The following is a 25,300-nucleotide window of genomic DNA, read 5'->3' on the forward strand; positions in this document are numbered from 1 at the left end:
GGCGTCATGGTGGACGATCAGGGTTCTCCGGAGAGCAGCGACGCGAAGACGGGACGCAAGGAAGAGCGCGTCACCATCAACAAGGAGTTCGAGTCCTACGACGCGTTCATCAACGAGTACGTGACGAACATCTCGCGGACCGGCGTGTTCGTGCGCTCGAAGACGCCGCTCGCCGTCGGGACGAAGGTGAACCTGCGGTTCACCGTGATCATGGACGACATCGAGACGATCGAGGGCGTCGGCGAGGTGGTGCGCGTGCACGATGATCCGCAGGGGATGGGCGTCGTCTTCACCGAGCTGTCGGGCTACTCGCAGGGGCTCATCGACAAGCTCCTGACCAGCCAGGGGCACCGCACCTCGAAGGGCTAGGCAGGGGGGCGTCGGCGATGTTCACCGGGCTTGTCGAGACGATCGGGGTCCTCCGCCGCCGGAGCGGCGGCGCCGTCGCCCGCGCGCTCGTCGAGGCGAGCCTCGGGCCGCTGACGCTCGGCGAGTCCGTGAGCGTGAACGGCGCCTGCCTCACGGTCGATCGCATCGCGCCCGGCGGCTTCGAGTGCGACATGTCCGCCGAGACCCTCGGCCGCACCACGCTCGGCGCGCTGCCGGTCGGCGCGCGCGTCCACCTCGAGCGCGCGACGCCGCTCGGCGCGCGGATGGGGGGGCACGTGGTGCTGGGCCACGTCGACGGGCTCGGCCGCGTCGTCGAGCAGGCGCGGGCCGGCGACGCGATCCGCCTCCGGGTGAGCGCCCCGCCCGAGCTCGCGCCGTACCTCGCTCCCAAGGGCTCGATCGCCGTCGACGGCGCGAGCCTCACGCTCAACACCGTGTCCACGCCGGGCGCCGCCGAGATCTGGTTCGAGGTGATGCTGGTGCCGCACACCATCGGCCGGACTCTCCTCGGAGAGCTCCGCCCCGGCGCGGCCGTCAACCTTGAAGTTGACGTGCTCGCGCGCTACGTGGCGCGGGCGCTCGAGGTCGCATCGCTCGCCAGCGTGAAGGGCCTCTCGAGCCAAGACGCGCGCGGCGGCGATGCCTCCGCCGAGCGCGGCGAAGAGCGCGGAAATACGGGAGAGCATGCGGATCACGACGAACGACTCCTCGCAAAGCTGCGCGCGGGGGGATTCTGGTGAGGCTGTGTCAGCCGCCTCGAGCGGCAGGCTCGACCAGGACATGACCTCCGGGGGCCCGATGCCTCACCGGCTGACCATCGACAAAGCGGTCCTCGACCGGGTGAACACCGCGCTCGATCACATCCGCGCGGGCAAGATGGTGATCCTCGTCGACGACGAGGATCGCGAGAACGAGGGGGATCTCTGCATGGCCGCGGAGGCGGTCACCCCCGAGGCGATCAACTTCATGGCGATGCACGGGCGCGGGCTCATCTGCCTCGCCCTCGACGAGGAGCAGGTCGCGCGCCTCGAGCTGCCGATGATGTCCGCGCCAGGGCGGAGCGGACCGCCGCTCGGCACCGCCTTCACCGTCAGCATCGAGGCGCGCACCGGGGTGACGACGGGGATCAGCGCCGCCGATCGGGCGCACACGATCCGGGTCGCGATCGCGCGCGACGCCGCGCCCGAGGATCTCGTCACGCCGGGGCACGTCTTTCCGCTGAAGGCGCGCCGCGGGGGCGTGCTCGTGCGGACGGGGCAGACCGAGGGATCCGTGGATCTCGCGCGCCTCGCCGGGCTCCGGCCGGCGGGCGTGATCTGCGAGATCATGAACGACGACGGCAGCATGGCCCGCATGCGGGATCTCGAGGGGTTCGCCGCGAAGCACGGCCTGCTGATCGTGACGGTGGCGGACCTCATCCAGTACCGGCTCCAGACCGAGCGGCTGGTCCGCTGCGTGGGCGAACGGACGCTGCGGCTCGACCTGACGGGCACCGAGTGGAGCGTGTACGTCTACGAGGTGATCAACGAGCAGCGGCAGTTCCTCGCGCTGACCAAGGGCGCGGTGGCGACGCCGGACCCCATCCTGTGCCGCGTGCACTCCGGGTCGACCATCGCGGACCTCTTCAGCTCGACGCCCCTCGACGGCGGCTCGAACCTGCGCGAGGCGCTCCTCGCGATCGAGAGCGCCGGCGTCGGGGTGGTCGTCTACATCCCGTCGCGAGGGGACCTGGGCCGCGAGCTGGAGCTGCTGAAGGGCTCGGGCTCCGACGAGACGCTCCCCGTCGTGAAGACGCAGCAGCCGTGGACGCTGCGGGAGTTCGGCCTCGGCGCGCAGGTCCTCGCGGACCTCGGGGTGCACCAGATCCGGCTCCTCACGAACAGCCAGCCGAAGATCGCGGGGCTCACCGGGTACGGGCTCACCGTGATCGAGCGGGTGCCGCTCGTCTCGATGAAGGGCGAAGCCTGACAGACGGGCGCGCTCGTTCGCTGGTAAAAGGGCGCTCGGACAGGATCGCGATCGCGGCGATCGCGCACCTCGCGCGGCAGGAGAGAGGAACGGCGGATGGCAGAGCAAGCGGTCGGGCAAGCACAGGCGAGGGTGATCGAAGGGAACCTGGTGGTCCCGCCGGGGGCGCGCTTCGCGCTCGTGGCGAGCCGCTTCAACCACTTCATCGTCGATCGCCTGGTCGAGGGCGCGCTCGACGCCATCGCGCGGCACGGCGGCGCGCTCGGTCGGACGTCGATCGTGCGCGTCCCGGGCGCGTGGGAGATGCCCACCATCGTGGGGAGGCTCGCGCACAAGAAGAGCGTCGACGCGATCATCACCCTGGGCGCGGTGATCCGGGGCTCGACGCCGCATTTCGACTACGTGGCGGCCGAGGTCACGAAGGGGATCGCGACCGTGTCGCTCCAGACCGGGGTGCCGGTCACGTTCGGGGTGCTCACGACCGACTCGATCGAGCAAGCGGTCGAGCGGGCGGGCACGAAGCATGGCAATAAGGGGTGGGAGGCCGCCGTCAGCGCGATCGAGATGCTCGCGCTCGGCGCCGCGCTGGACACCGCTGGCCTGTAAACGAAGGTTCTGAGAGATGGGTGCGCGCTCTACCGGCCGTGAAGCGGCCTTGCAGATGCTGTTCGCGGTGGAAGCCGGAGGAAGCTCGGCGCCCCGCGTCGTCGCGACCTTCTGGCGCGAGACGCCGGGCGATCCCGAGGGACGCGCCTACGCGGACGAGGTGGTGGTCGGGGTCGCCGAGGATCTCGGGGCCGTGGACGAGGCGATCCGGAAGGCGAGCACGAACTGGCGCCTCGAGCGGATGGCGCGCGTCGATCGGAACGTGCTCCGGCTCGGCGCGTGGGAGCTGATGAACCGCCCGGAGGTGCCGCGCGCGGTCATCCTCGACGAGGCGGTCGAGCTCGCCAAGCGCTACGGCAGCGAGGAGAGCGGCGCCTTCGTGAACGGCGTGCTCGACCGGATCGCCGAGAACCTCGGCCGCGTCGACCGGGACCGCTGAGCGTCACGGCGCGCTGCCGCTCGGGCGCGCGCTCGCTCACCACTTCAGCCAGGCGACCGTCACGCCGTCGCCGCCCTCGCTCGGTCCGCCCGGGCGGAGGCGCGCCACGTACGGGCTCCCGCTCAGCGCCTCGCGGACGGCATCGCGCAGGGCGCCCGTGCCGTGCCCGTGGACGAAGAACGTGACCTTGCGGCCCGCGCCGAGCGAGCGGTCGAGGAACTGCTCGGCCATGGCGACCGCCTCGTGCGCGCGCAGGCCGCGGAGATCCACGGTGTTGTCCGCCGTCTGGATCGGGACGTCGGGGTCGGCGGCGGCGTCCAGATCGACGCGGCGCTGCGGGGGCGCCGCGGCGGCCGGTGGCGCGCCGGTGCCGCGCAGCTCGGCGATCGAGGTCGTGAGCTTGAGCGAGCCGGCGGTGACCCGCAGCTGGCCGCCCGAGAGGACCTCCACCACCTCGGCCTCGGCCCGCAGGCGAGGCACGTAGACGCGGGCGCCGACGCGGATGGCGGCCGGATCGATCGCCGGCCGCGCCTGCGGCTCGTCCTTCGGGCGCAGCTCGAGCTCGCCGCCGATCGACGTCTTCTGCCCCACCGCGTCCATGGCGCGAGCGGCCGCGCGCACGTCCTCCTCGGTGGGCTTGCCGCGCAGGCGCGCCTGCGCCGCCTTGAGGTCCTCGCGCGCGCGCCGCAGGCTGGCGAGCAGCGCCTCCCCCTCCCGCGTGATCACGCCGCGCTCCTTGTCCCGAGCCCGCTCGATCTCCGCCTCCAGCTCCCGCCGCTTCGCGCGGGAGGCGGCCGCCTCCCGCTCGGCGTCCTCGCGCGCGAGCTCGAGCGCGCGGCGCTCGGCGGAGAGCTTCTCGACCATCTGCTCGAAGGTGACCGCCTCCTTCGTGAGGAAGCGGTCGGCCCGCTCCAGCACGGCGCCCGGGATGCCGAACCGCCGCGCGACAGCGAGCGCGCTCGAGGCGCCGGGCACGCCGACGACGAGCCGGAAGGTCGGGCTCATGGTGGCGAGATCGAAGCCGACCGAGGCGTTCTCGAAGCGCTGATCCCCGAGCGCGAGCGCCTTGAGGCCCTCGTAGTGCGTGGTGCTGGCGACGGTGCCCCCGCGCGCGCACAGCGCGTCGAGCACGGCCGCGGCGAGCGCCTCGCCCTCGCGCGGATCGGTGCCGCCGGCGAGCTCGTCGAGCAGGACGAGCGCGCCGGGGCGCGTCTCGCCGAGGATCCGCCCCAGGTTCTTCACGTGGGCGCTGAAGGTCGACAGGTTCTTGTGGAGGTTCTGCTCGTCGCCGACGTCGGTCAGCACGACGTCGAAGAGCGCGACGCGAGAGCCCTCCCTGGCCGCGACCGGCAGGCCCGCGCGGACCATCAGCGCCGCGAGCCCGAGCGTCTTCAGGGCCACGGTCTTGCCCCCGGCGTTCGGTCCGGAGACGATCATCGCGCGGCCCGCGCTCATCGCGAGGTCGCTCGGGACCACCTTCACGCCGTCGAGCGCGAGGAGCGGGTGGCGGCCCCCGACGAGCTCGATGGAGGTCGACCTCGATCCGCCCTCCGAGGCGCCCCGCCCGGCCTCGAAGGCGTCCTCCGGGACGTCCGGGAAGGTGAGGTCGAGGTCCTGCGCGAGCCGCGCCGCCGCGGCCCGCACGTCGGCGTGGGCCAGCGCGCGGGCGGCGGCCGCGACGCTCTCGACGTCCTCGGCCACGCGGGCGGTGAGCGCCGCGTAGATCGCCAGCTCCTCGCGCGCGACCTCGGCGTCGACCATCTTCATCCGGTTGCCCGTCTCGACGAGCACCCGGGGCTCCACGAACACGGTGGCGCCGCTCGCGCTCGTCGCGTGGACGATGCCGGGGAAGCGCTCGTGCGCGTCGGAGCGCACCGGCAGCACGTAGCGCCCGTCGCGCTCCGTCCAGTAGCGGTCCTGGAGGATGTCCTCGTGCTTCTGGATGAGGTCCTCGAGGCGCCGGACGAGCCGCTCGCGCACCGCGCGCCGCTCCGCGCGCAGCGCCTCCAGGCGAGGCGACGCGCGATCGGCGAGCGTGCCGTCCGGATCGAAGGCCGCCGCGAGCTCGCGCGCGACGGCGTCGAGCTCCGGGTTGGTCGCGCACGCGGCGTGGAGCGCGGGCGCGATCTGGCGCCGGTTCTGCAGGTACTGCCGCGACGTCCGCGCGGCCTCGAGGAGGCCGAGCACGGCGCGCAGCTCCTCGTTCGCGAGCGCCGCGCCGATGCGGGCCCGATCGAGCGCGTCCTCGAGCTCCGCGACGTCGCGCGACGGCACCGGCTCCCCGGCCCGGGCGAGCTCCACCGCCTCGCGCACCTCCGCGAGCGCGGTGAGGGCCTCGGCGCGCGTCGACGCGAAGGGCAGGGCCCGGGCCAGCCGCTTCCCGCCCCGGGACGCGCATCGCTCGGCGAGCGCCTCGAGGACGCGATCCCACTCGAGGTCGGCGCGGGTCTTGGTCGGACAGGGGTCTGCGAAGGGCCCTTCGGGGTTGTAGTCCATCACGCTTCGGTCGGATCGCGGGCCACGCCGCCGGCCCCGCTCGGCATCGGGTTCTGCTCCTTTTCGAGGTAGCGGAAGATGGTGCGCGGGTCGACGCCGAGGTCGCGGGCCGTCTGCGTGCGGTTGCCGTTGTTGCGCTCGAGCGCCTCCAGCACGTACCGCCGCTGGAACTCCTCCTTGGCCTTCTCCAGCGGCATGATGGCCGTCTCGGCGCCCGGGCCGAGATCGAGGTCCTCCACGGCGAGGAGCGCCTGGTCGCAGAGGACGAGCGCCTTCTTGATGCGGTTCTCGAGCTGCCGGATGTTGCCCGGCCAGGGGTACTTCTTGATCGCGGCGAGCGCGGCCGGGCTGAAGCCTCGCACGGCGCTGCCGAGCTCGTCGGCGTACTTCGAGAGCAGCACCTTGGCGATGATGAGCACGTCGTCGCCCCGCTCGCGGAGCGGCGGGAGCCACAGGTTCACGACGTTGAGCCGGTAGTAGAGATCCTCCCGGAAATTGCCGGCGCGGATCTCCTCCTCGAGGTTCCTGTTCGTGGCGGCGACGATGCGGATGTCGACCTTCTCGGGCTTCGAGTCGCCGACGCGGAAGACGATCCGCTCCTGGAGGGCGCGGAGGAGCTTCACCTGGAGGTTCAGCGGCAGCTCGCCGATCTCGTCGAGGAACAGCGTGCCCTTGTCGGCGACCTGGAACTTGCCCGGGCGGCTGGCGATGGCGCCGGTGAAGGCGCCCTTCACGTGGCCGAAGAGCTCGCTCTCGATGAGGTTCTCGGGGATCGCGCCGCAGTTGATGGTGATGAAGGGGCCGCCATCGCGCGGGCTGCGCCGGTGCAGCTCCCGCGCGATGAGCTCCTTCCCGGTCCCCGTCTCGCCCGTGATGAGCACGCTGATGTCGGTCGCCGCGACCTTCTGCAGCTTGCGGAACACCTCGAGCATCGACGGGCAGGCGCCGATGATCTCGCCGAACTTCTTGTCGTGAAGCTCGGCGACGAGCTTGGCCTTGTCGGCCCTGAGCGCGTTCAGGAGCATCGCGTTCTGGAGGATGAGCGAGGCCTGGGACGCGAAGATGCTGAGCAGATCGAGCTGGGCGCGGTCGAAGAGGTGCTTGATCTTGTCGTTGCCGACGTAGAGCGCGCCGATGATCTGGCCCTGCGACAGGAGCGGCGCGCACATCACGCTGGAGAGCTTCATCGCGATGACGCTGTCGCTCCGGCCGAACTGCGTGTCGGCGAGCGCGTCGGACACGATCACCGGGCGGCCCGAGACGATGACCTGACGCACGATGCTGTCCGAGATCCCCCCGGCCGCGTCGGTGATGGCCTCCTTGCGGACATTGCGCGACGCGCGCACGGCCAGCTTGCGCTCGCCGCCCGCGGCCGGCGCGCCGCCGCAGACCGCCGTGTCGGCCGCCGCCTCCGCCCCCTCGAGGAGCAGGAGGAAGCCCTTGTCGGCGTGCGTCAGCTCGATGACGTCGTCGAGCATCGCCTCGAGGAGCTCGTCGACGCTGCGCCGGTTGATGAGCTTCTCGCTGAAGGCGAACAGCTTGCGGACGCCGGCGAGCTCCGACGAGCCCCGCAGCGGCGCGGGCCGCTCCGCGCCGCCGTCGCCCGCCGCGAGCCGCTCCTGGACGGTCGGCGCCTCGGCGAACATCGAGAAGCCGACCTCGACCGCGCCGAGCTGGAGCCGGTCGCCGTGCACCAGGCGGGCGCGCCGCTTCTTCTTGCCGTTGATCGCGATCTCCCCGTCGCGCTCGCACTCCTCCAGCACGAAATCGCGTCCGTCGAACACGATCTGCGCGTGATGGTCCAGCACCCCTGCCCCCGCGACCGCGACGTCGTTTCCGAGCGCCTTGCCGATCGTCGTGACCGGCTTGTGGACGCTGTACAGGCGTGGCGCGCCCTCGGAGGCGAAATACTTCAGGGTCGGCATCGAGGGCAGCATAGCAGGCGTGCCGCGGCCTCATGCAGCCGTGTTGGACGGCACGCCGCGGCTTACCAGAGCTCTCCGACGACGACGGCGCCGAGCCCACCTCGGTAGGGCGTGAGGCTGCCGCCGAGCACGCGCGCGAACGGGGGACGGCCACGATCTTCCTGGTCGTCCAGGGCGACGGAGGCGCTCGAGTCCGGCCTCCCGAGGAACAAGGCGCCCGCGACGAGGCCGAGGGTGCCCGCCGCGCCCTGGGCGATGAGGCCGCGGCGGGGGTCATGATCGCTCCCGATGTACGCGAGGTAGATGGGCAACGACACCACCGTGCCGATGCCGAGCCCGCCCCACATCCACGCGAGCTGGTTCCACGAGGGCGTCCACGCGACGGACAGGCCCACGGCGCCCGCGGTCGCGACGTTGAACCCGATGAGGCCCCCGAGCGAGACGCTGTCGTTCGACTCGCTCCAGTCGCCGTTGCTGGCGGCGGCCCCGAACGCGCTGCCGATGAGCGAGCCCCACACCGCGCCCGAGGCGACGAGCATGTTGGTCTGCGGCTTGGGCCGGAGGAGGTAGTAGAAACCCCAGCCCGCCGCGCCGCCGACGGTGGAGCCGATCACCTCGGCGGTCGCGAGCCCGAGGAAGCCCCACTCCTTGCCCTTCCGCGCGCTGACGTACTGGTAGGACGCGATGCCGAGCCCCTCGCCCGCGCCGATCACCATGCCCGTGGCGATCGCGGACGGCATGCCGCGCGGCATCGGCGGCGAGTCGAGGAAGTAGACGCCGACCGGCGCCGCGACGCCGAGGAGCGCGGGCGCGATGAACTGCACGCCGGGATCGTCGATGCCGGCGATCGCGTCGATCCAGATGCCGGTCCCCACGCCGTAGGCCACGGAGGTGGCGTAGAGGTAGCCGACCTCGAGCGGCGTCGATTTGGGCTCGCTCTTCTTCGGCGGGGCGTACCCGTAGCCGCCGTACTGGCCTCCGTACCCGCCGCCGTACGCGCCGCCGTACTGACCGCCGTACGCGCCGCCCTGCTGACCACCGTAGGGCGGCGCGCCGTACTGGGCAGCGGCCGTCGAGCTGACGCTCGACAGGAGGAGCGCGGAGAGGAGACTCACGAGAGGTCGCGTGTGCATCGCGCCGCCACTTTACACGCTCGCGAGAGGCGAGGCGCGCGGCGGCGCGAGAAAGCGCCTTCCCGCGAGCCGGCCCCGCGTCTCACTCTCTCGTGAGCGCGCGGGTCATGAGGTCCACGACGGCCTGCTGCGGCGGCTTTTCCTCGTACAGCATCCGGTACACCTCGACCGTGATCGGCGCGCTCACGCCCAGCTTGTCCGCGAGGTCGTGCGCGCTCTTCGCGGTCTTCACGCCCTCGGCGACGTGGCCGAGGCCGGCGAGGATCTCGTCGAGCTTCCGTCCCCTGCCCATCTCGATCCCGACGGTGCGGTTGCGCGACAGCTCGCCCGTGCACGTGAGCACCAGGTCGCCCATCCCGGAGAGGCCCGCGAGGGTGAGCGGGTTCGCCCCCTTCGCCCCCGCCACGCGGCCGATCTCCGCGAGGCCGCGCGTGATGAGGCCGGCGCGCGCGTTGTGGCCGAAGCCGAGGCCGTCGCAGATGCCGGCGGCGATGGCGATGACGTTCTTGAGGGCGCCGCCGACCTCGACGCCCACGACGTCATCGGACGAGTAGACCCGGAACCTGTCGGTCGCGAACATGCGCTGCACCGCGTGCGTCTCCCGCTCGCCCCTGCCAGCGACCACGACCGTGGTCGGCTGGCCGGCCGCGACCTCGCGCGCGAAGCTCGGGCCCGACAGGTACGAGAGCCGCGGCTCGGCCTCGCGCCCGAGCTCGTCGACCAGCACCTCGCTCATCAGCATCAGCGAGTCGTTCTCGATGCCCTTCGTCGCGCTGCACACGAGCGCGTCCCGCGGGATGTGGCGCCCTGCCTCCCGGACGACCTCGCGCAGCGCGTGCGACGGGACGACCACGACGGCGAGCTCCGCGCCCCGGAGCGCGTCCTCGAGATCGCCCGTCGCCCGCAGGCTCGCGGGCAGCTCCACGCCCGGCAGGTACCGGCCGTTCTGGCGCTCGCGGCCGATGCGCTCGGCGAGCTCGTCGTGGTGCGCCCAGAGCGCGGTGGGGTTGCCCTTGTCCGCCAGCAACTTCGCCAGCGCCGTCCCCCACGCGCCGGCCCCGATGACTGCGACGTTCGCCATGGCGGTGACCCTATCACCACCCGCGCGCCGAGGCCGACGGCGGCGCGCCTCGCGGCGCGCGGGGGCCGACGGCGGCGCGCGGCTCGACCCGCCGGCGCGCGGCTCGACCCGCCGGCGCGCCGCTCGACCCGCCGGTGTTTCGACTATGCTGCGCCCATGCTCTTCCGCACCGCCGCGCTGCGCGCGCTCGGCCTCGCGCTCTGCCTCTCGCTGCTCGGAACGGTGTGCGGCGCGTGCGGCCAAGGCGCGCTCGGCGTGATGCCCGGCGTCGTGAACGACCCGGGAAACCTGTCCCTCCGCAGGGCCATCCTCGCCTTCGCGACGAGCCAGCTCTGCACCGAGATGCGGAAGCGGAGCGTGCCGCTGCGCCTCCGCGACGAGGATCCGGTGACGGGCCGGTTCTACCCGGGCTCGTGCGTCGCCCAGGAGCTCGCGAACGGGCACCTGCTCCTCCAGTTCGGGGGGAGCGGCGTCGTCTGGACGAACCTGACGAAGCGCATGAGCTTCGATGCGAGCGCGGCCGTCGAGTACGACCACGACTTCCTGATGGATGGCGACACGATGTACGTGTACTTCCGCCAGCGCTCGACGACGGCGGCGAGCTTCACGACCAAGCTCATCGAGCAGCCCGCCGCGATCTCGCTCGGCGGCGTGTCGCTCGCCCAGGGCAGCGCGTACGCGAACGCGCTCGGCGCCCAGCTCCTGAAGACCGAGATCGCCCGGGGGTTCACCGTCATCCGCGACGACGACGGCGCCGTGCAGTTCGGGCTCGGCATCATCGAGAAGGGGCAGCGGCCCGACGCTCCGTACGAGCGCCGCGACAACGGCAAGCTGCTCCTGGCGAACGAGCGCACCGAGGTGCACCAGGAGCAGCGCGATACCATCGGCCCGCTGGAGATCGCGGGCAACGGCGAGGCCCTGACGCTCACGATCACCGTCGAGGGCGCGCCCGGCGTGGACGTCCTCCTCGTGCCTCGAGGCGCCGGGGAGCCGTGGCTCCAGGCGTACCTGACGCAGCCCGCGCCGGCGCCCCTGACAGCGGCGGCCCTGCTCGACGAGCCGGTGTACTCCGGCGCCCCCTGGCGGCGAACGGTGCCGCTGCCCAAGGGGCACTACTACCTCGTCATCGACAACACGAGCGCCGCGGGGCGGACGCAGCCAACGACGTACGCCCGCGACGACCGCGCGGCCCTCGTGAGCTACGCCGTCGAGGTCGGAGACGCGCCCTGACGAGGGCGAGCGAGGGGCGAACGGGGACAACGAGGGCGAACGAGGGCGAACGAGGGCGAACGAGGACACGCGGGCGGCGACGCCGACGGACCGCGTGTCGCCCTCCACGCCTGCGCACTTGCCGCGGCGAGGGGCGGCGTATACATAAGCTCTCTCTTGCCGCCGCGCCCCGATGATCCACCCCAGAGCGTCCCGTCGGTCGCGGCCAGTCGGCCCGCAAGCTCGGAGTTCAGACCCTCGATGAGGGGCAGCGCGAGCTCGGAGCCCCGCGCCAGCGCGGCCAAGGCGACAGGCGGCGCAGACCCGCGCTCGGCTGGCAGCTCTCCTCCGCCACCGCCAGGGGGCAGGGACGGCCGGGCGCCGCTGCGCTTCCTGTTCCACCTCGTGTGGATCTGCATCGTCCCCTTCGCGCTCGCGGTCCTGAGCGTCTGGCTGCTCACCCCGCCGGCGAAGGGAGGGAGCTCCCAGCCGCTCCGGGTCTTCGTCGGCGAGCAGCAGATCCCGGCGGGCATCGTGCTCTTCACGATCTTCGCGATGATCCTCTGGCGGTTCCGCCACGAGCTGCCGCTCGCGTCGGCGATCGGCGTGGGCGGCCGCCGGGACATCCCGCCGAAGGCGCGCGCTCGCTTCGAGGACGCCGCGGCGCTCCTCGAGGAGGCCCACCGGATCCTGCGCGGCCGCAAGCGTGACGTCGAGCGCGAGCTGACGAGCGGCGAGCGCGAGCAGGTGACGCAGGCGATCGCGGCCCTCGAGCGCGCGATGAGCGCCGAGACGTTCGACGCCGACGAGTTCGACGCCGCCCACAGCCGCGCCGATCGCGCGGTCGGCGAGCACCTCAGCCGCTGGCGCAAGGGCGAGATGCGCGAGTACGCGGAGTCGATCGGCATCGCCGTCGCCGTCGCGCTCCTCCTGCGCGCCTTCGTCGTCGAGGCGTTCAAGATCCCGAGCGGCTCGATGATCCCGACCCTCATGGTCGGCGACCACATCTTCGTCAACAAGTTCACCTACGGCCCGCTCATCCCCTGGACCGACCAGCGCCTCTTCCCTCGCCTGCCGCCGTCGCGCGGGGACGTGATGGTGTTCAAGTTCCCCGAGAACAAGGAGCAGGACTTCATCAAGCGGACGATCGCCATCCCCGGCGACACGCTGGAGGCGATCAACGGCCGCCCCGTCATCAACGGCTGGCTCGTCCCGCACTGCCACGTCGGCCCCTACCACTACGAGGGCCGGCAAGCGGAGCTGTTCGTCGAGTACCTCGGGGACAAGTCGTACTTCACGCTCTACGAGAAGAACCCCGACGGGATGATGTGCGTGGAGAGCGACGACTGCACGCCGGGCTCCTCGTGCCGGGGCGGCGTCTGCGGCGATCTCCAGGGCCCCTTCAAGGTGGCCGCCGAAGAGGCGTGGGTGATGGGCGACAACCGCAACAACAGCCACGACTCGCGCAGCTGGCGCGGAGGGCTCGGCGCGGGCGTGCCCTTCGATCACATCAAGGGACGCGCGATGTTCGTGTGGATGAGCTTCGGCCCCGGCGGCGGCATCGCGCAGGATCGCCTCTTCGTGAACGTCATGGGGCGCCCGAAGCTCCCCGGCGCCCACGAGGCGACCCTGCACGACGGCCTCGAGAAATGCCTCCGCGAGCGGCCCCCCGTCTCCGAGACGACCCCGCCGCCCGCGCCCGCGCGCCCTCCGTCGAAGCGCCGCTGAAGCCGCGCCGGCTGCGCGTGGGCGCGCAGCCTCCCCGTCAGCGCGTAGGCGGTCTTGTCCCCGACAGCGCGTGGGCGGTCTTGTCCCCTCGAGGTCGACGCGGCGAGTCATCCGGTCCAGGGCAACGGCGCAGACGATGCGCCCGGGGCGCCGCGAGATCGCGCCGAAGAGGCCGAGGGGAGACGCCGGACACGTGAGCAACCCGAGCGCAATTTTCTGATGGGCGTTCGCTCGTTCACGCGCCACGCTTCCCATGCCCGAGGCGCCCGTGCGCCAGCTGCGTGCGCCTCGAACCCCGAACAGGAGCCAGGTGCATGAGCGACGCGATGTGGGCGCTGACGTACAACCGCGAGAAGCAGCCGTGGGAGTCCACCGTCGGGCTGTCCAAGGATCAGGTCGAGCGCCCGGCGATCGACGAGGCCAGGGACTACCACGACCGCGCGAGCGTCCTCGTCAAGCCGATCATGACGGGCTTCTGCGGCTCGGATCGCGGCATCTGGTTCCGCAGCGCCTTCAAGGACATGATCCTCTCGTCGCTCGATCGCGATCGGAAGGCGACGCGCACGATCGGCCACGAGCTGCTCGGCCGCGTGGTCGACCTCGGGACCGACGCGCGCCGGTCCTTCGGGCTAGAGATCGGCGACGTCGTGTCGACCGAGAGCCACATCGCCTGCGGCGCTTGCTACCAGTGCCGCGTCGGCGACACCCACGTGTGCGCGGACGACAAGATCATCGGGATCAGCGAGGATGGCTGCTTCGCCGAGCTCGTCAAGCTGCCCGCGAAGAACCTCTGGCGCACCGACATCGCGAGGATCCGGCCCGAGGTCGCCGCGGTGCAGGAGCCGTTCGGCAACGCCGTGCACGCGTGCACCAAGGTGAACCTCCGCGGCAAGCGCGTGGCCATCTTCGGCTGCGGCACCATCGGCCTGTTCGCGATCGCGATCGCCCGCGCGATGGGGGCGATCTACGTCATCGGCGTGGAGCCGGCGGAGCGGAACGCCGAGATGGCCCGCCGCCTGGGCGCCGACGCGGTCCTGCGCCCGCACCGGGCGAGCCCCGAGCGGCCCCACGCGAGCGATCCCGAGCTGACGGAGCGGGTGCGGAAGCTCACGGACGGCGTCGGCGTCGACGTCGTGCTCGAGATGAGCGGCGTGAACAGCAGCGTCAACAACGCGATCCACGCGGCGAGGCGCGGGGGCGACGTCATCCTCTTCGGCCTGAAGAGCGGTGACGCGGTGATCGAGAACTTCGACCGCCTCATCGTGGACGGCATCAGCCTCCACAGCGTGATCGGCCGGCGCATCTTCGAGACGTGGCACATCACGCGCCACCTGCTCGAGTCGCGCGATCCGAACATCCACGACCTCATCTGGGAGGTCATCCTGAACCGCGGTGAGGGGACGGTGTTCGACTTCGAGGACTACGACGCGGCGGCCTTCCAGGAGGCGATCTCGAGCCACCCGAAGGTGATCCTCCGCTACTGAGCCGCTCAGGCGACGACGCCGAGGCGCCGGCCGACCCTCCGGAAGGCGTCGATCGCCTGATCGACGTGCTCGGGCTCGTGCGCGGCGGAGAGCTGCACCCGGATGCGCGCCTGGCCCTTCGGCACGACGGGGTACGAGAAGCCGATGACATAGATGCCCTCGGCGAGCAGCGCCCTCGCCATCTCGTTCGCGAGCTGCGCCTCGCCCAGCATGATGGGCACGATCGGGTGGGCGCCGGGCTTGATGGTGAAGCCGGCCTGCGCCATCCCCTGCCGGAACCGGCGCGCGTTCTCCATCACCCGCAGGCGCAGCGAGGGCTCCGCGTCGATGAGGTCGAACACGGCGATCGAGGCGCCGGCGATCGCCGGGGCGAGCGTGTTGGAGAACAGGTACGGCCGCGATCGCTGCCGGAGCAGGTCGACGATCGGCTGCCGGCCGGTCGTGAAGCCGCCGCTCGCCCCGCCCAGCGCCTTGCCGAGGGTGGAGGTGATCACGTCGACGCGGTGCATGACGCCGCAGAGCTCCGCGGTCCCGCGCCCGGTCGGCCCGATGAACCCGGTCGCGTGCGAGTCGTCGACCATCACCATCGCGCGGTACTTGTCGGCGAGATCGCAGATGGTATCGAGCTTCGCCAGGTACCCGTCCATCGAGAACACGCCGTCGGTGGCGATGAGCCGGAGCCGCTTGCCGGCCGTCGCGCGGAGGATGTCCTCGAGGGCGGCCATGTCCCCGTTCGGGTAGCGGTGCCGCTCGGCCTTGCAGAGGCGGATACCGTCGATGATCGACGCGTGGTTCAGCGCGTCCGAGATGACGGCGTCCTCCTCGCCGAGGAGCGTCTCGAAGAGGCCGCCGTTCGCGTCGAAGCACGACGAGTAGAGGATGGCGCCCTCGGCGCCGAAGAAGCGGGCGATCCTGGACTCCAGCCGCCGGTGAAGGTCCTGCGTGCCGCAGATGAAGCGCACGCTGGAGAGGCCGAAGCCGTGCGTGTCGATCGCCTCCTTCGCCGCCGCGATGACCGTCGGGTGCGACGACAGGCCAAGGTAGTTGTTCGCGCAGAAGTTGAGGACCCCGGCGCCACCTTCGGTCCGGATCACCGGCCCCTGCGGCGTCTCGAGGATCCGCTCTTCCTTGTAGAGACCCGCCGCACGGATGTCCTCCAACGCCCGTACGTACAATGACCGAGCGACATCGAACATGACGTCGTTATAAAACGGGGCCGTCAGCCGGTCGACGGGGGAACGCCGTCCGGGCCCCCAGGGCGGCGCTGCTCATGGGCCTGAGCGCCAGCAGGCGACCCCGGACACGAGAGGCAGGGTGCAAGCGGCTTTGTCGCGCGCAGCGCGGCCGCGGCCTACTCGATCCGGGAGGCACGTGGCAGAACGGGCAGCGTCCAGCGCCGCGCGATCGCCGTGCGGCTCGCGTCGCGCGCGCCAGCGCGCCGCGCGAGCCGAGCGCACGAACGGCGCCCTCGGGAGGAGCAGGCATGACGGAAGCCAGGGGGGACTTCCGGCGAAGCGCCGGTGTGCTGTGCGCTGTCGCGTCGCTCGCGACCGCCGCGAGCAACCCGGGCTGCAGCCGCGCGGAGGATCCGCCCGGACGGGCCAGCGCGGGCTCCACCGGCGGAGCGCCAGGAACGACCGCGGCGAGCGGAACGGGAGGCGGGGGCGGCGCGGGGGATGACGCTCCCTATGCGGCCTTGCCGCTCGTCCCGGCGATCGCGTTCGACGCGACGCCGGATGTCGCCGGGGCTTACGTGTACTTCACCGGCCTCGGCGCGGACGGCAGGGCCGGCGTCTTCAGGATCGGCGCGCAAGGCGGCGCGGACGCCGCCGAGATCGCGGCCGGTCCGCCGCTCGTGGCGCCGCTCGGGATCGCGACGAGCGCGGACGGCGGTCGCGTCTTCGTGGCCGACCCAGGCGCGGGCGGCCCGGCGCTCGGCGACGCGGGCGCCCTCTTCGCGATCGACCTGCCCGGCGGCGCCGTCGCCCCGATCGACGGCGGCGAGGGGCTGTGCGCGCGCGGCCTCGAGGTCGCCCGCGGCGCGGACAACGAGGAGCGGATCATCTTCTCGGGGCGCGCTCGCGACGACGGCCAGCCCGGCGTGTTCTCGCTGCCGGCGCGCGGCGGCGAGGTGTCGGCGCTCGCCAAGGGGAGCCCGCTCGTCGACCCGAGCGGGATCGCGGTCGCCGGCCGGGGCGACGTCTTCGTGTGCGACACCCTCGCGGGCCCCGACAAGACGGCGACCATCTTCAGGATCGAGGACGGCTTCGTGAGCCCGTTCGCGACCGGGCTCCACGTCGGTACGCCGTGCGGCATCGCGCTGACGCGCGACGACGCGGCGCTGCTCGTGCTCACGCGCGACCCGACCCGGGGCGCCGACGAGGTCGTGTGGCTCGATGTGGCGTCCGGGGCGCGCTCGGCGACGGTCGCTGGCGCGCCTGGCCACGACGAGCCCGGGGGGCTGCACCGGGCGAGGGGCGCCGACGTCTTCGCGTTCGTCGATCACAGGGCCCAGGAGCAAGGCTCGGTGTTCCTGCTCAGGCAATGAGCCGCAGAGGAGCGATGGAAGGACCCGCACGCATGATCCACCGACCGTCTCGCGCCGTCGCCGTCTTCACGGCGTCCGTCGCGCTCAGCGCGCCCGGCCTCGCCGCAGCGTCGAGCCACCGCGAGGCGCCGGCCATCGCGAGGGATCCGGCCGCCGACAACACCGACCTGTACGCGTGGGTGGAAGGCGGCAACCTCGTGATCCTCGCGAGCTACATCCCGCTCGAGGAGCCCGCCAGCGGGCCGAACTTCCACGGCTTCTCGGACGACGTGCTCTACGAGGTGCACATCGCGCGCGGGCCGTCGAGCCTCGAGGACGCGCTGACCTATCAGTTCCGGTTCTCGACCAGGCCGTACGTGCCGGCGGATCCGGCGGGGCTCACGCCGGCGCCGAGCGGCGGCAACGAGTTCTTCTCGCAGCTCGCCGGCGGGGAGCAGACGTACACCGTGACGAGGATCGAGGGCGGCGCGCCGACCGTGCTCCTGAGGGACGCCCCGGTCGCGCCGCCGAACATCGGGAGGAGGACGAACCAGCTCGCCTACCGGATCACCGGCGGCGGCTACCCGGCCTTCGCGACGTCCTCGAAGTTCCTCAAGCAGATGGCGGGCGGCGCGGGGCGCGCCTGGGCCGGGCCGCGCGACGACGGGTTCTACGCGGATCTCGGCCGCGCGTCCGATCTGGCGGGGCTGTGCCCGCTCCTCGCGGCGCCGAACCCGTCGTGCACCGCGCGCGACAACCTCGCCGGCTTCAACGTCCACACGCTCGCGCTCGAGCTCCCGCTCGCCGCGGTCAACGGCGGCGCGGAGCCGACGCCGGGGCCGAGCGACCGGCAGACGCTCGGCGTCTGGGCCTCCGCGAGCCGCCGCAAGGTGCGGATCCTGCGCGCGAACGGCAAGGAAGATGGCCTCGGTCCCTGGGTCCAGGTGTCGCGTGTCGGCCTGCCGCTGATCAACACCTGGATCATCGGCCTGCAGGACAAGGACAAGTACAACCGCGCGCACCCGCGCGACGATCTCGCCAACTTCGGGGCCTACTTCCTGAACCCGATCCTGGTGCGGGACGCCGAGTTCGCCGGGCTCTATCAGGCAGGCCAGCCGCTCGCGGCCTTCGATCCCGAGGCGCTGAAGCAGAGCCGGACCGACCTCATCGACGCCTTCAACCTGAAGCCCGCGAGCCTCGGAGGACACAGCCTGGAGACCGTCGGCGACGTGCTCCGGATCGATCTGGGCATGCCGTCGGGCTTCCCGAACGGCCGCGCGCTGGTCCCCGGCGCGGATCACGAGCAGACCGACGTCACCGACGCGCTGCTCACGCTCGTCCTGACCGGCGCGCTCGGCGCGACGGCGGGCGACGGCGTGGGAGCGAACGACGCGCGGTTCCTCCCGGCCTTCCCGTACCTGGCGACGGCCTGGGAGGGTGCGACCCAGGGCCACTTCCGGCCCTGAGCGGCCCGGCGTGGCGCTGCGCGCGCAGCTCGCCCGTCACGGCGCAGCGCACCGCATCCCGCACACGCCGCCCGCGGCGCCCCCGCGCGCTCGTCGGACACACGCGGCGCGGCACTCGCCGTCGCGCGCGCAGGCCTCGCCCTCGGCCTTCGGCGCCGCGCAGCGCCCGTCCACGCAGCGCGCGCCGGCCGCGCAGAGCCCGCCGAGGCAGGCGGCGCCGGCGGGGGGCAGCGCCGCATCGCTGCAGCGCGCGTCGACGCAGCGGCGGCCCCGCCCGCAGGCCGCGTGGGCCTCGCAGCGGCCGCCGAGCGGGAGGTCGCCCGCGCACGCGCGCCCGGCGCAGTGGCCGCGGCACTCGGGGTGCGCCTCGGCGTAACGCGTCTGCCGGGTGACCGCGGCCAGCGCGTCGACCGAGAGGCCGCAGGGCCCCGCGGCGCGCGGGGCGCTGCAGGTGCCCGCGTCGGTGGGGCCGGCGCCGTCGCAGCGCAGCCCGCCCGCGCACTCGAGCGACGACCGGCACCGGGCCCCCTCGTCGAGCGCGCCCCGCACGATCCCCTCGCACGCGGGCGGGACCGGGGCGGCGAGCGGAGAGACCCAGTCGCATCCATCGAGCGACCGTTCCATCGCCTCGACACAGCGGCCCACCTCGTCGGTCGACAGCGTCACCGCCCGCGCGCGCACCGCGACGCTCAGCGCGCGCGCGCACTCGGCGGCGGCCTGGAAGCCCGCGGCGCCGCCGCAGCACGCCGCCTTGCGCCGCGCGGGCAACGCGTGAAGCGCGTCGCACAGCCGGGCCGCGAGCGGCTCCGGCGCGCCCTCGGCCTTCCCGTAGACGGGGGTGATCTCGTCGCCCGGCAGGTCCTCCGCGGGCCCTGCCGGCGAGGGCGCCGCGGTCGCGCCCGCCTCCGGGGAGAGCGCCGCGGCCGCATCCGCCCCCGGCGAGGGCGCCGCGGTCGCGCCCGCCTCCGGCGAGGCGCGGCGAGCACACGCGGCGCAGAGGTGCACGATCAGCGCCGCGGCGCAGAGCCGCTGCAGGCGGTCGCCATCCGTCTGGACAGGCAATGCGATCTCCTCCGCGCTGCGCGCCGCTGGTCGATCGAACGATGCGCTGGAGCTGCGAGCTTGCCGGCGCATGCCAGCGAGGCAAGCTCTTTCGCGATCGGGTCGAGCCTGTGACGCCCCCGGGAGAGCCGCGGCGCGCCCAGGGCGGAGCTCCAGCGCGAAAGGAGGTCAACGCTCCGATGCTGCGACGAACGGGTTGCCTCTTCACCTGCGCTGCCCTGAGCGGAGGCCTCGGTTGCACCGAGCGCCCGCGCGCCGAGGCCGTCCCGGCCGCGACGGCGTCGACCGGGCGCGCGGCCGAGGCGCTGGCGCCCTCGAGCCTCGACGCCGCGCGCGCGCTCGCGCTCGCGGCCCCGGCGGGCGCGAGCGCCGTCGATCGCGAGATCGAGGCGTTGTCCCGGCGGCTCGCGAAGGCGCCCGGCGGCGCGGATCTCTGGAGCGCGCTCGGCCACGCGTGGCTCCGAAAGGCGCGCGCCTCGGGCGATCCGTCGCTCTACGGCCGGGCTCGCGCGTGCGCGGAGGCCGGGCTCGCGCTGGCCGCAGGCGATCGCGCGTCGCTCAACCTGCTCGGCCTCGTGCTGATCCACGAGCGCAGGTTCACCGAGGCGCGCGACGCGGCGGAGCGGGTCCTCTCGCGGGACGAGGGCGACGCGCTCGCGCTCGGGACGCTCAGCGACGCCGCCCTCGCGCTCGGCGCCTTCCAGGTCGCGGCGCACGCGGCGCAGCGGATGGTCGACCAGCGGCCCGGCCTGCTGTCCTACGCGCGGGCCGCACACCTGCGGTGGCTCCAGGGCGACGCGGCGACGGCGAAGCGGATCATCCGCCTCGCGATCGACGCCGGGGACCCGGGCGACCCCGAGGCGCTCGCGTGGACCCTGACCCAGGCGGCCATGATGTTCTGGCACGAGGGCGACCACGAGGGCGCAGACCTGGGCTTCGAGCGGGCGCTCGCCGCGCTGGCCGAATATCCGCCGGCGCTCGCCGGCAGGGCGCGCGTCGCGCTGGCCCGCGGCGCGTGGGGCCGCGCCGTCGAGCTCCTCGAGCGGGCCCACCAGCGGAGCCCGGACGCGGAGACCGCGTGGCTGCTCGGCGACGCCAGGATGGCTGCAGGCGACAACGCCGGCGCAGCGCGGGCTTACGCCGGCGCGGTCGACGCGGGGCAGCGGTCGGACCGCCGGACCCTCGCGCTGTACTACGCGACCAGGGGCCTGGAGCGCGACGAGGCGCTCCGCCTCGCCGGCGCGGAGCGCGCCGTCCGCGCAGACATCTACACCGAGGACACCCACGCCTGGGCGCTGTACCGCGCCGGCAAGCTGGCCGAAGCGCGCGCGGCCAGCGACAGGGCGCTGGCGCTCGGCACGAGGGACGCGCGCTTGCTCTACCACGCCGGGGCGATCCGGATCGCCCTGGGGGACGTGGCGCGAGGCGAGCGGCTCGTGCGGGACGCGCTCGATCTGAACCCCAGGTTCGACATGACAGGGGCCGCCGAGGCCGAGCAGCTCCTCGCGCGTCGCAAGGCCCCCCGCGGCCTCGCGCGCTGACGGCTCTGCGAGGAGCAGCGCGCGAGGCGCGCTGAGGGGGAGCACGCGAGGCGTGCCCTTGGTGGTGAGAGCTCGCGAGTCCGGCCGAGCGGGGACTGGACCTCAGGTGTCGTATTTCACTGTCGACGGGACCACCATCGGTGGAGGAGCGATCGCAGGTTGTGACGGCGCAGGGGCGGACTCATCGGTGGGCTGCGAGCCTGGCTGGCTCTTCGGTGGCTGGCCGTGGAGCTCCCGCAGCCGGGCGGGCGCGGGCTCGATCGCTGTCGGGGCCTCATCTCCTCCCGTCTCGCCCTCCGCGACGGGGGGCACGCTCACCGCGGGCGGCGGCGGGACGAACATCCTCGGCACCTGGATGGAGCGGGCGATCGACGCGACCTCCGGGAAGCTCATGGCCATCCGCTCGACAAACGCCGCACGGGCCGCATCATCGGGGGCGCTCGCCGAGGCCTTCGCGACCCGCAGCGCCGACCAGAGCTCGTAATACCAGGCGGAGAGGGAGGCATGCGCTTCCAGCAGGTCACGAATGGTATCCTCGGAAACGATGATGTTCTTGCCCATGGGCGAGAGGATACATGACCGAGCGACGCCTCCCACCTCGTTCGAGCGGCCCAACACCGGCGGAGCAGGTACCGGACCCGACCTCGACACGCGCGGCGTCCGGCGCTCTCCGCGGCCCCGGGACACCGCGCGACGACGCCATGGCGCTCAGGATCGTCACCTATAACGTCCGCTACTTCGGGCACGGCACGCGGGGCATCGCCTCGACCAGCGCCGCCATCACCCGGATCGCGACGACGCTCGCGCGGATGTCCCCGCTGCCCGATCTCGTGTGCCTCCAGGAGGTCGAGACCCAGTCGCTGAGGTCCTCGACGATGAACCCGCGCTGGCACCCGGAGGAGACCCAGCTCGATCGCCTGACGACCGAGCTGCACGCGGCGCTGGCGCAGGCAGAGCGGCGCGAGCGCTACGTCGCCTACTACTTCCCCGCGCACGCCTACAGGCTTACCTCCCGGACGAACATCTACACGACCGGGCTCGCGGTGCTCGCGCGCGACACATTCCACATCGGACACCACAACGCGGAGCGCCCGCACGACATCACCCATCGGCGGGGGGTCAAGAGCCTGAAGCAGACGCGCATCTGCGCGCACGTGTCGTTCGAGCACGAGAGCGGGCAGAGCTTCGATGTGTTCAACACCCACCTCAGCCTGCCGAGCGTGTTCTCGCGGGAGTTCTGGACCGGCGAGGCGCGGATGGGGTTCGGGCCCAATCAGATCGAGGAGGCGAGGGTGCTCGCCGATTTCGTCCGCCGCGAGCGCCGGAGCGGCAACTTCGTGGTGGTCGGCGACTTCAACTCGCTGCCAGGCTCGCCGGTCGATCGCTTCCTGCGCGAGGAGATCGGCTTCGTGGACGCGTTCGCCAAGGTCCGCTGCCTCTCCGAGACCGAGGCGCGCGCCTTCCCGACGGCCGGCTTCATGAACCTCCGCATGCACCTCGACCACGTCTACTCGTCCGAGCGCCTCCAGTGGCTGGACTTCACGGGCACGCACCCGTTCGGGCACAAGGGCGCGTTCGCAGGGCTGTCCGATCATGTCCCCCTGATCGCGCGCTGCCGCCTGCCGGGCTCCGCCGGCTGACCGCCGCGCGGCGCCGCCGCCCTCTGGGCGTGGCGGAGCGCGGCGCGGCGGCCGCTCACCCCGGCAGCCAGAGCAGGTCGTCCATGATGGGCTCGAGGCACGCGGAGATCTGGGGGCCGAGATCGCCGCCGCACGCGAGCTTGCCGAAGCAGGCGCGGACCTCGTGCCGGCCGCGGCTGTTCATCGCGCCGATCGCTCGCTCGAGCTGCGGGCCGAGGCCCTCCTCCAGGCTCTGCCGGCAGGTGTCGTAGTCGAGGTCTCCGCACCCCGCGAGGCGGCCGCAGAGGACGGCCATGTACGGCGCCAGGTCGGCGCGCGGGAGCGTGGTGGCCGTCATGGCCTCGGAGCCGCAGCGGCTCACCTCCTCGGCATAGGCGGCGGTGAAGGGATCGCCCTCGAAGCGCCGCAGCGCTGCCAGCGAGCACTCCGAGGTCGCGCGGAGCATCTTCGGCGAGGCCATCGTCGTCATCTGCGTGCACTGCTCGAACTTCGGCCAGCCCTTCGCCTGCTCGGTGGCCCGCTGGTAGAGCGCGTCGAGGTAAACGCACCAGGCGCGCTGGGCCTCGCGCTGCTCGCGCTGCTCGCGCTGCTCGACGCTCGCCCCCCGCGCGCCCTGCCCGCCGGGCGACGCCTGCGCGGGTCGCGCGGGCGCCTTCGCGGAGGCGGCGGGCGCCGACGCGCCGCCGCATCCCGACGCGAGGGCCGCGGAGATCAGCGAAGCCGCGCCGAGCATCGAGACGGCGGCGCGGAAGCTGCGTTCATGGATTGTGCCTTTCACGTGAGCCCCCCTTCGTCGAACAGGCTGCGCAGCAGCTTTCCTGGGCCATCGAGGCCACGCGCGTGCAGACCCGGCCCAGCGACGTCCACGTGCACAGCCCAGGCCACACGCGCGCCGGCCGAGGCGGCGTCGGGCGAGCGGAGGCGCTCGGGGCGCGCGGCGGCGGAGCGGCGCGCGGTCTTTGCTCGATCAGCAGCCGGACCGAGAGCCGGGCCGCTGGCCGATGAGCAGCTTGAGCTTGAAGAGCGCGCCGATCTGCCCGCGGTCCATGGCGATGCGCGGGAAATTCAGGGGGTCGAAGGACGAGAGCATGCAAAGGCCGGAGTTGTTGGTGAAGCCGATCTCGAAGCCGGCCTCCTTGACGGCGCGATGGAACGCGCCGCACAGGCTGTATCCGACAGGGTACGCGACCGCGTGCACGGCCTCGTTCAGGGCGTCGGAGAGCACGCGGCGGGAGCGCGCAAGATCGCGAGTGGCCTCTTCGGGCGAGAGCGTCTGGAGGACACGATGGCTGTGCGAGTGCGACTGGACGTCCATGCCTGCCCGGCGCAGCGCCCCGATGTGGTTCCAGTCCATGATCGTCCTGGTCGCGAGCGCGCGCTCCTCGTCGAGGTCGATCGACACCCCCGTGGCGCGCTCGATCTCGTCCCAGAGGCGCCCGATGTCGACCCCGGAGGTGTGCTTGATGGTCTGGCAGACGAGCATCGCCGCGGCGATCGGGTCGCGCAGCGGCTCGAGCACGAGCGTCGCTGGGTAGGCGATCTCGACGCGCGCCCGACGGCACCGGTGCATGAGGAGCGCGACGCGATCCCACCAGAAGAGGCGGCCCCTGTCGGGGTACCCGGTGGCGATGAAGAACGTGGCCGTGACCCCCGCGCGCTCGAGGAGGGGCAACGCGACGTCGTGGTTGTCACGGTAACCGTCGTCGAACGCGACCATGACGGGGTTCGGCGGGAGCTTCCGCCCCTTCGCGAAGAGCCGCACGTCCCGGAGGGACACCACGGTGCCGTGCGTCTTGATGACCGCGAGCTGCTCCTCGAACTCGCGCGCGCTCACCTCGGCGACCCCCGGATCGAGCTCGTCCACCTCCGAGACGTCCGCGATGCGGTGGTAGGTGAACACGGAGAGCACGGGCAACCGAAGCTTCGCGCGCAGCCAGAGGAAGCGATCCAGGAGCCCGAGGGTGTCGAGCACCCCGGCGGCCAGAACACGACGACCGCGCGGCAACCTCCTGCGGATCCACGTCAGTGGATGTGCGACGACGTACACGGATGTATTCCAGCACACATCCGACGTTCGTGCTTGCTCTCGAGAGCGGCTCCGACGGCGAAGCTCCTGCGCTTCCGTCGGGTGGGCCGCCGACAGGGGGGAATCCGGCGCGGCAGCGATCCGGCTAAAGTGGCGCCCGATGTTCTCGACGGACGCGGACGCCCCCCAACCTGGGTCGACAGGCGCGGACGTACCTCAACCTCGGTCGGACGGTCCTCAACCTGGGTCGGACGCTCCTCAACCTGGGTCGGACGCTCCTCAACCTGGGTCGGACGCTCCTCAACCTGGGTCGGACGCTCCTCAACCTGGGTCGGACGCTCCTCAACCTGGGTCGGACGACGGCCCCCCGTCGAAGCCACTCTCGCCGCAACCTGGGTCGGCCTCGCCTCAACCTGAGTCAGTCGCGGCGCCTCTGTCGAAGCCGCTCTCGCCGCTCGGCACCGCCGGAGTTGCGCTGGCGACAGCAACCATCCTGTTTGCGCTGGGGGTGTACACCGTCGAGACGAGCCTGCCCGAACTGGCGGCACCCAGCCGAGCGCCCCGACCGGCGATCGTGAC

At 72.7% G+C, this 25,300-nt stretch carries 21 protein-coding genes; 12 read left to right on the forward strand and 9 right to left on the reverse strand.

What is annotated here, in order from left to right; translation table 11 throughout:
* The first annotated feature begins 6 nt into the window (after nt 1–6).
* The 5 genes from WMF27_RS36100 (at nt 7) to nusB (ending at nt 3,403) form a co-directional block, all read left to right on the forward strand.
* Complete coding sequence (locus tag WMF27_RS36100; protein WP_012239873.1) at nt 7–369, forward strand: PilZ domain-containing protein; 363 nt, start codon at nt 7–9, stop codon at nt 367–369.
* Nucleotides 370–386: 17 nt separating this feature from the next.
* On the forward strand, nt 387–1,130 hold the full coding sequence (locus WMF27_RS36105) for a riboflavin synthase (protein ID WP_437764335.1): 744 nt from the start codon (nt 387–389) through the stop codon (nt 1,128–1,130).
* Between the two features lie 58 nt (nt 1,131–1,188).
* The gene (gene ribB / locus WMF27_RS36110) at nt 1,189–2,358 is read left to right on the forward strand and encodes a 3,4-dihydroxy-2-butanone-4-phosphate synthase (protein ID WP_437944553.1); all 1,170 of its coding nucleotides are present in this window, start codon (nt 1,189–1,191) and stop codon (nt 2,356–2,358) included.
* Nucleotides 2,359–2,454: 96 nt separating this feature from the next.
* A complete protein-coding gene (gene ribH / locus WMF27_RS36115; RefSeq protein ID WP_272102824.1) occupies nt 2,455–2,964 on the forward strand; it encodes a 6,7-dimethyl-8-ribityllumazine synthase in 510 nt (169 codons plus the stop codon).
* Between the two features lie 16 nt (nt 2,965–2,980).
* Nucleotides 2,981–3,403, forward strand: a complete 423-nt coding sequence (gene nusB, locus WMF27_RS36120; RefSeq protein WP_437764333.1) for a transcription antitermination factor NusB — start codon at nt 2,981–2,983, stop codon at nt 3,401–3,403.
* A gap of 36 nt (nt 3,404–3,439) precedes the next feature.
* On the opposite strand, the gene WMF27_RS36125 is transcribed toward nusB, so the two are convergent.
* From WMF27_RS36125 to WMF27_RS36140, 4 genes are all read right to left on the reverse strand, one after another.
* Nucleotides 3,440–5,899 carry an endonuclease MutS2 gene (locus tag WMF27_RS36125; protein ID WP_437764332.1) on the reverse strand — a complete coding sequence of 820 codons (2,460 nt, stop codon included), beginning with the start codon at nt 5,897–5,899 and terminating at the stop codon, nt 3,440–3,442.
* Entirely contained in the window at nt 5,899–7,836 is a 1,938-nt protein-coding gene (locus tag WMF27_RS36130; RefSeq protein ID WP_437764331.1) for a sigma 54-interacting transcriptional regulator, read from the reverse strand. The genes WMF27_RS36125 and WMF27_RS36130 overlap by 1 nt, the downstream gene beginning before the upstream one ends.
* A gap of 50 nt (nt 7,837–7,886) precedes the next feature.
* On the reverse strand, nt 7,887–8,957 hold the full coding sequence (locus WMF27_RS36135; RefSeq protein WP_437764330.1) for a hypothetical protein: 1,071 nt from the start codon (nt 8,955–8,957) through the stop codon (nt 7,887–7,889).
* Between the two features lie 82 nt (nt 8,958–9,039).
* Nucleotides 9,040–10,038, reverse strand: a complete 999-nt coding sequence (locus tag WMF27_RS36140; RefSeq protein ID WP_437764329.1) for an NAD(P)H-dependent glycerol-3-phosphate dehydrogenase — start codon at nt 10,036–10,038, stop codon at nt 9,040–9,042.
* Nucleotides 10,039–10,194: 156 nt separating this feature from the next.
* On the opposite strand from WMF27_RS36140, the gene WMF27_RS36145 reads away from it, so the two are divergent.
* From WMF27_RS36145 to WMF27_RS36155, 3 genes are all read left to right on the forward strand, one after another.
* Entirely contained in the window at nt 10,195–11,268 is a 1,074-nt protein-coding gene (locus WMF27_RS36145) for a hypothetical protein (RefSeq protein WP_437943312.1), read from the forward strand.
* Between the two features lie 240 nt (nt 11,269–11,508).
* Entirely contained in the window at nt 11,509–12,975 is a 1,467-nt protein-coding gene (gene lepB, locus WMF27_RS36150; protein ID WP_437764327.1) for a signal peptidase I, read from the forward strand.
* A gap of 314 nt (nt 12,976–13,289) precedes the next feature.
* On the forward strand, nt 13,290–14,459 hold the full coding sequence (locus tag WMF27_RS36155; protein ID WP_437764326.1) for a zinc-binding dehydrogenase: 1,170 nt from the start codon (nt 13,290–13,292) through the stop codon (nt 14,457–14,459).
* 5 nt (nt 14,460–14,464) lie between these two features.
* Here WMF27_RS36155 and kbl read toward each other — a convergent pair whose 3' ends face one another.
* Nucleotides 14,465–15,655 (reverse strand): glycine C-acetyltransferase, encoded by a 1,191-nt coding sequence (gene kbl, locus WMF27_RS36160; protein WP_437764325.1) that lies wholly within the window; start codon nt 15,653–15,655, stop codon nt 14,465–14,467.
* 287 nt (nt 15,656–15,942) lie between these two features.
* Here kbl and WMF27_RS36165 point away from each other — a divergent pair, with 287 nt between their 5' ends.
* Both WMF27_RS36165 and WMF27_RS36170 read left to right on the forward strand, forming a co-directional pair.
* Complete coding sequence (locus tag WMF27_RS36165) at nt 15,943–17,007, forward strand: hypothetical protein (RefSeq protein ID WP_437764324.1); 1,065 nt, start codon at nt 15,943–15,945, stop codon at nt 17,005–17,007.
* A gap of 32 nt (nt 17,008–17,039) precedes the next feature.
* The gene (locus WMF27_RS36170) at nt 17,040–18,452 is read left to right on the forward strand and encodes a DUF4331 domain-containing protein (protein WP_437764323.1); all 1,413 of its coding nucleotides are present in this window, start codon (nt 17,040–17,042) and stop codon (nt 18,450–18,452) included.
* 36 nt (nt 18,453–18,488) lie between these two features.
* Here the strand turns inward: WMF27_RS36170 and WMF27_RS36175 are convergent, their stop codons facing one another.
* Nucleotides 18,489–19,514 carry a hypothetical protein gene (locus tag WMF27_RS36175; protein ID WP_437764322.1) on the reverse strand — a complete coding sequence of 342 codons (1,026 nt, stop codon included), beginning with the start codon at nt 19,512–19,514 and terminating at the stop codon, nt 18,489–18,491.
* A 179-nt stretch (nt 19,515–19,693) separates the two neighbouring features.
* Here WMF27_RS36175 and WMF27_RS36180 point away from each other — a divergent pair, with 179 nt between their 5' ends.
* Nucleotides 19,694–21,055, forward strand: a complete 1,362-nt coding sequence (locus WMF27_RS36180) for a tetratricopeptide repeat protein (RefSeq protein WP_437764321.1) — start codon at nt 19,694–19,696, stop codon at nt 21,053–21,055.
* A gap of 102 nt (nt 21,056–21,157) precedes the next feature.
* On the opposite strand, the gene WMF27_RS36185 is transcribed toward WMF27_RS36180, so the two are convergent.
* On the reverse strand, nt 21,158–21,616 hold the full coding sequence (locus WMF27_RS36185; protein WP_437764320.1) for a hypothetical protein: 459 nt from the start codon (nt 21,614–21,616) through the stop codon (nt 21,158–21,160).
* 140 nt (nt 21,617–21,756) lie between these two features.
* On the opposite strand from WMF27_RS36185, the gene WMF27_RS36190 reads away from it, so the two are divergent.
* The gene (locus WMF27_RS36190; RefSeq protein WP_437764319.1) at nt 21,757–22,695 is read left to right on the forward strand and encodes an endonuclease/exonuclease/phosphatase family protein; all 939 of its coding nucleotides are present in this window, start codon (nt 21,757–21,759) and stop codon (nt 22,693–22,695) included.
* Nucleotides 22,696–22,750: 55 nt separating this feature from the next.
* Here the strand turns inward: WMF27_RS36190 and WMF27_RS36195 are convergent, their stop codons facing one another.
* Nucleotides 22,751–23,473, reverse strand: coding sequence for a hypothetical protein (locus WMF27_RS36195; protein ID WP_437764318.1), 723 nt, complete (start codon nt 23,471–23,473; stop codon nt 22,751–22,753).
* Nucleotides 23,474–23,662: 189 nt separating this feature from the next.
* Entirely contained in the window at nt 23,663–24,700 is a 1,038-nt protein-coding gene (locus tag WMF27_RS36200; RefSeq protein ID WP_437943316.1) for a polysaccharide deacetylase family protein, read from the reverse strand.
* Nucleotides 24,701–25,300: the final 600 nt, after the last annotated feature.

Source organism: Sorangium sp. So ce281, assembly GCF_051527395.1.
In the GTDB taxonomy this organism is placed as follows: Bacteria; Myxococcota_A; Polyangia; order Polyangiales; family Polyangiaceae; genus Sorangium; species Sorangium cellulosum_B.

Bases quoted from the DNA above. Each gene is read 5' to 3' on its own strand.
- WMF27_RS36100 (WP_012239873.1), top strand. From the start codon at position 7: ATGGTGGACGATCAGGGTTCTCCGGAGAGCAGCGACGCGAAGACGGGA.
- WMF27_RS36105 (WP_437764335.1), top strand. From the start codon at position 387: ATGTTCACCGGGCTTGTCGAGACGATCGGGGTCCTCCGCCGCCGGAGC.
- ribB (WP_437944553.1), top strand. From the start codon at position 1,189: ATGCCTCACCGGCTGACCATCGACAAAGCGGTCCTCGACCGGGTGAAC.
- ribH (WP_272102824.1), top strand. From the start codon at position 2,455: ATGGCAGAGCAAGCGGTCGGGCAAGCACAGGCGAGGGTGATCGAAGGG.
- nusB (WP_437764333.1), top strand. From the start codon at position 2,981: ATGGGTGCGCGCTCTACCGGCCGTGAAGCGGCCTTGCAGATGCTGTTC.
- WMF27_RS36125 (WP_437764332.1), bottom strand. From the start codon at position 5,899: ATGGACTACAACCCCGAAGGGCCCTTCGCAGACCCCTGTCCGACCAAG.
- WMF27_RS36130 (WP_437764331.1), bottom strand. From the start codon at position 7,836: ATGCTGCCCTCGATGCCGACCCTGAAGTATTTCGCCTCCGAGGGCGCG.
- WMF27_RS36135 (WP_437764330.1), bottom strand. From the start codon at position 8,957: ATGCACACGCGACCTCTCGTGAGTCTCCTCTCCGCGCTCCTCCTGTCG.
- WMF27_RS36140 (WP_437764329.1), bottom strand. From the start codon at position 10,038: ATGGCGAACGTCGCAGTCATCGGGGCCGGCGCGTGGGGGACGGCGCTG.
- WMF27_RS36145 (WP_437943312.1), top strand. From the start codon at position 10,195: ATGCTCTTCCGCACCGCCGCGCTGCGCGCGCTCGGCCTCGCGCTCTGC.
- lepB (WP_437764327.1), top strand. From the start codon at position 11,509: ATGAGGGGCAGCGCGAGCTCGGAGCCCCGCGCCAGCGCGGCCAAGGCG.
- WMF27_RS36155 (WP_437764326.1), top strand. From the start codon at position 13,290: ATGAGCGACGCGATGTGGGCGCTGACGTACAACCGCGAGAAGCAGCCG.
- kbl (WP_437764325.1), bottom strand. From the start codon at position 15,655: ATGTTCGATGTCGCTCGGTCATTGTACGTACGGGCGTTGGAGGACATC.
- WMF27_RS36165 (WP_437764324.1), top strand. From the start codon at position 15,943: ATGACGGAAGCCAGGGGGGACTTCCGGCGAAGCGCCGGTGTGCTGTGC.
- WMF27_RS36170 (WP_437764323.1), top strand. From the start codon at position 17,040: ATGATCCACCGACCGTCTCGCGCCGTCGCCGTCTTCACGGCGTCCGTC.
- WMF27_RS36180 (WP_437764321.1), top strand. From the start codon at position 19,694: ATGCTGCGACGAACGGGTTGCCTCTTCACCTGCGCTGCCCTGAGCGGA.
- WMF27_RS36185 (WP_437764320.1), bottom strand. From the start codon at position 21,616: ATGGGCAAGAACATCATCGTTTCCGAGGATACCATTCGTGACCTGCTG.
- WMF27_RS36190 (WP_437764319.1), top strand. From the start codon at position 21,757: ATGGCGCTCAGGATCGTCACCTATAACGTCCGCTACTTCGGGCACGGC.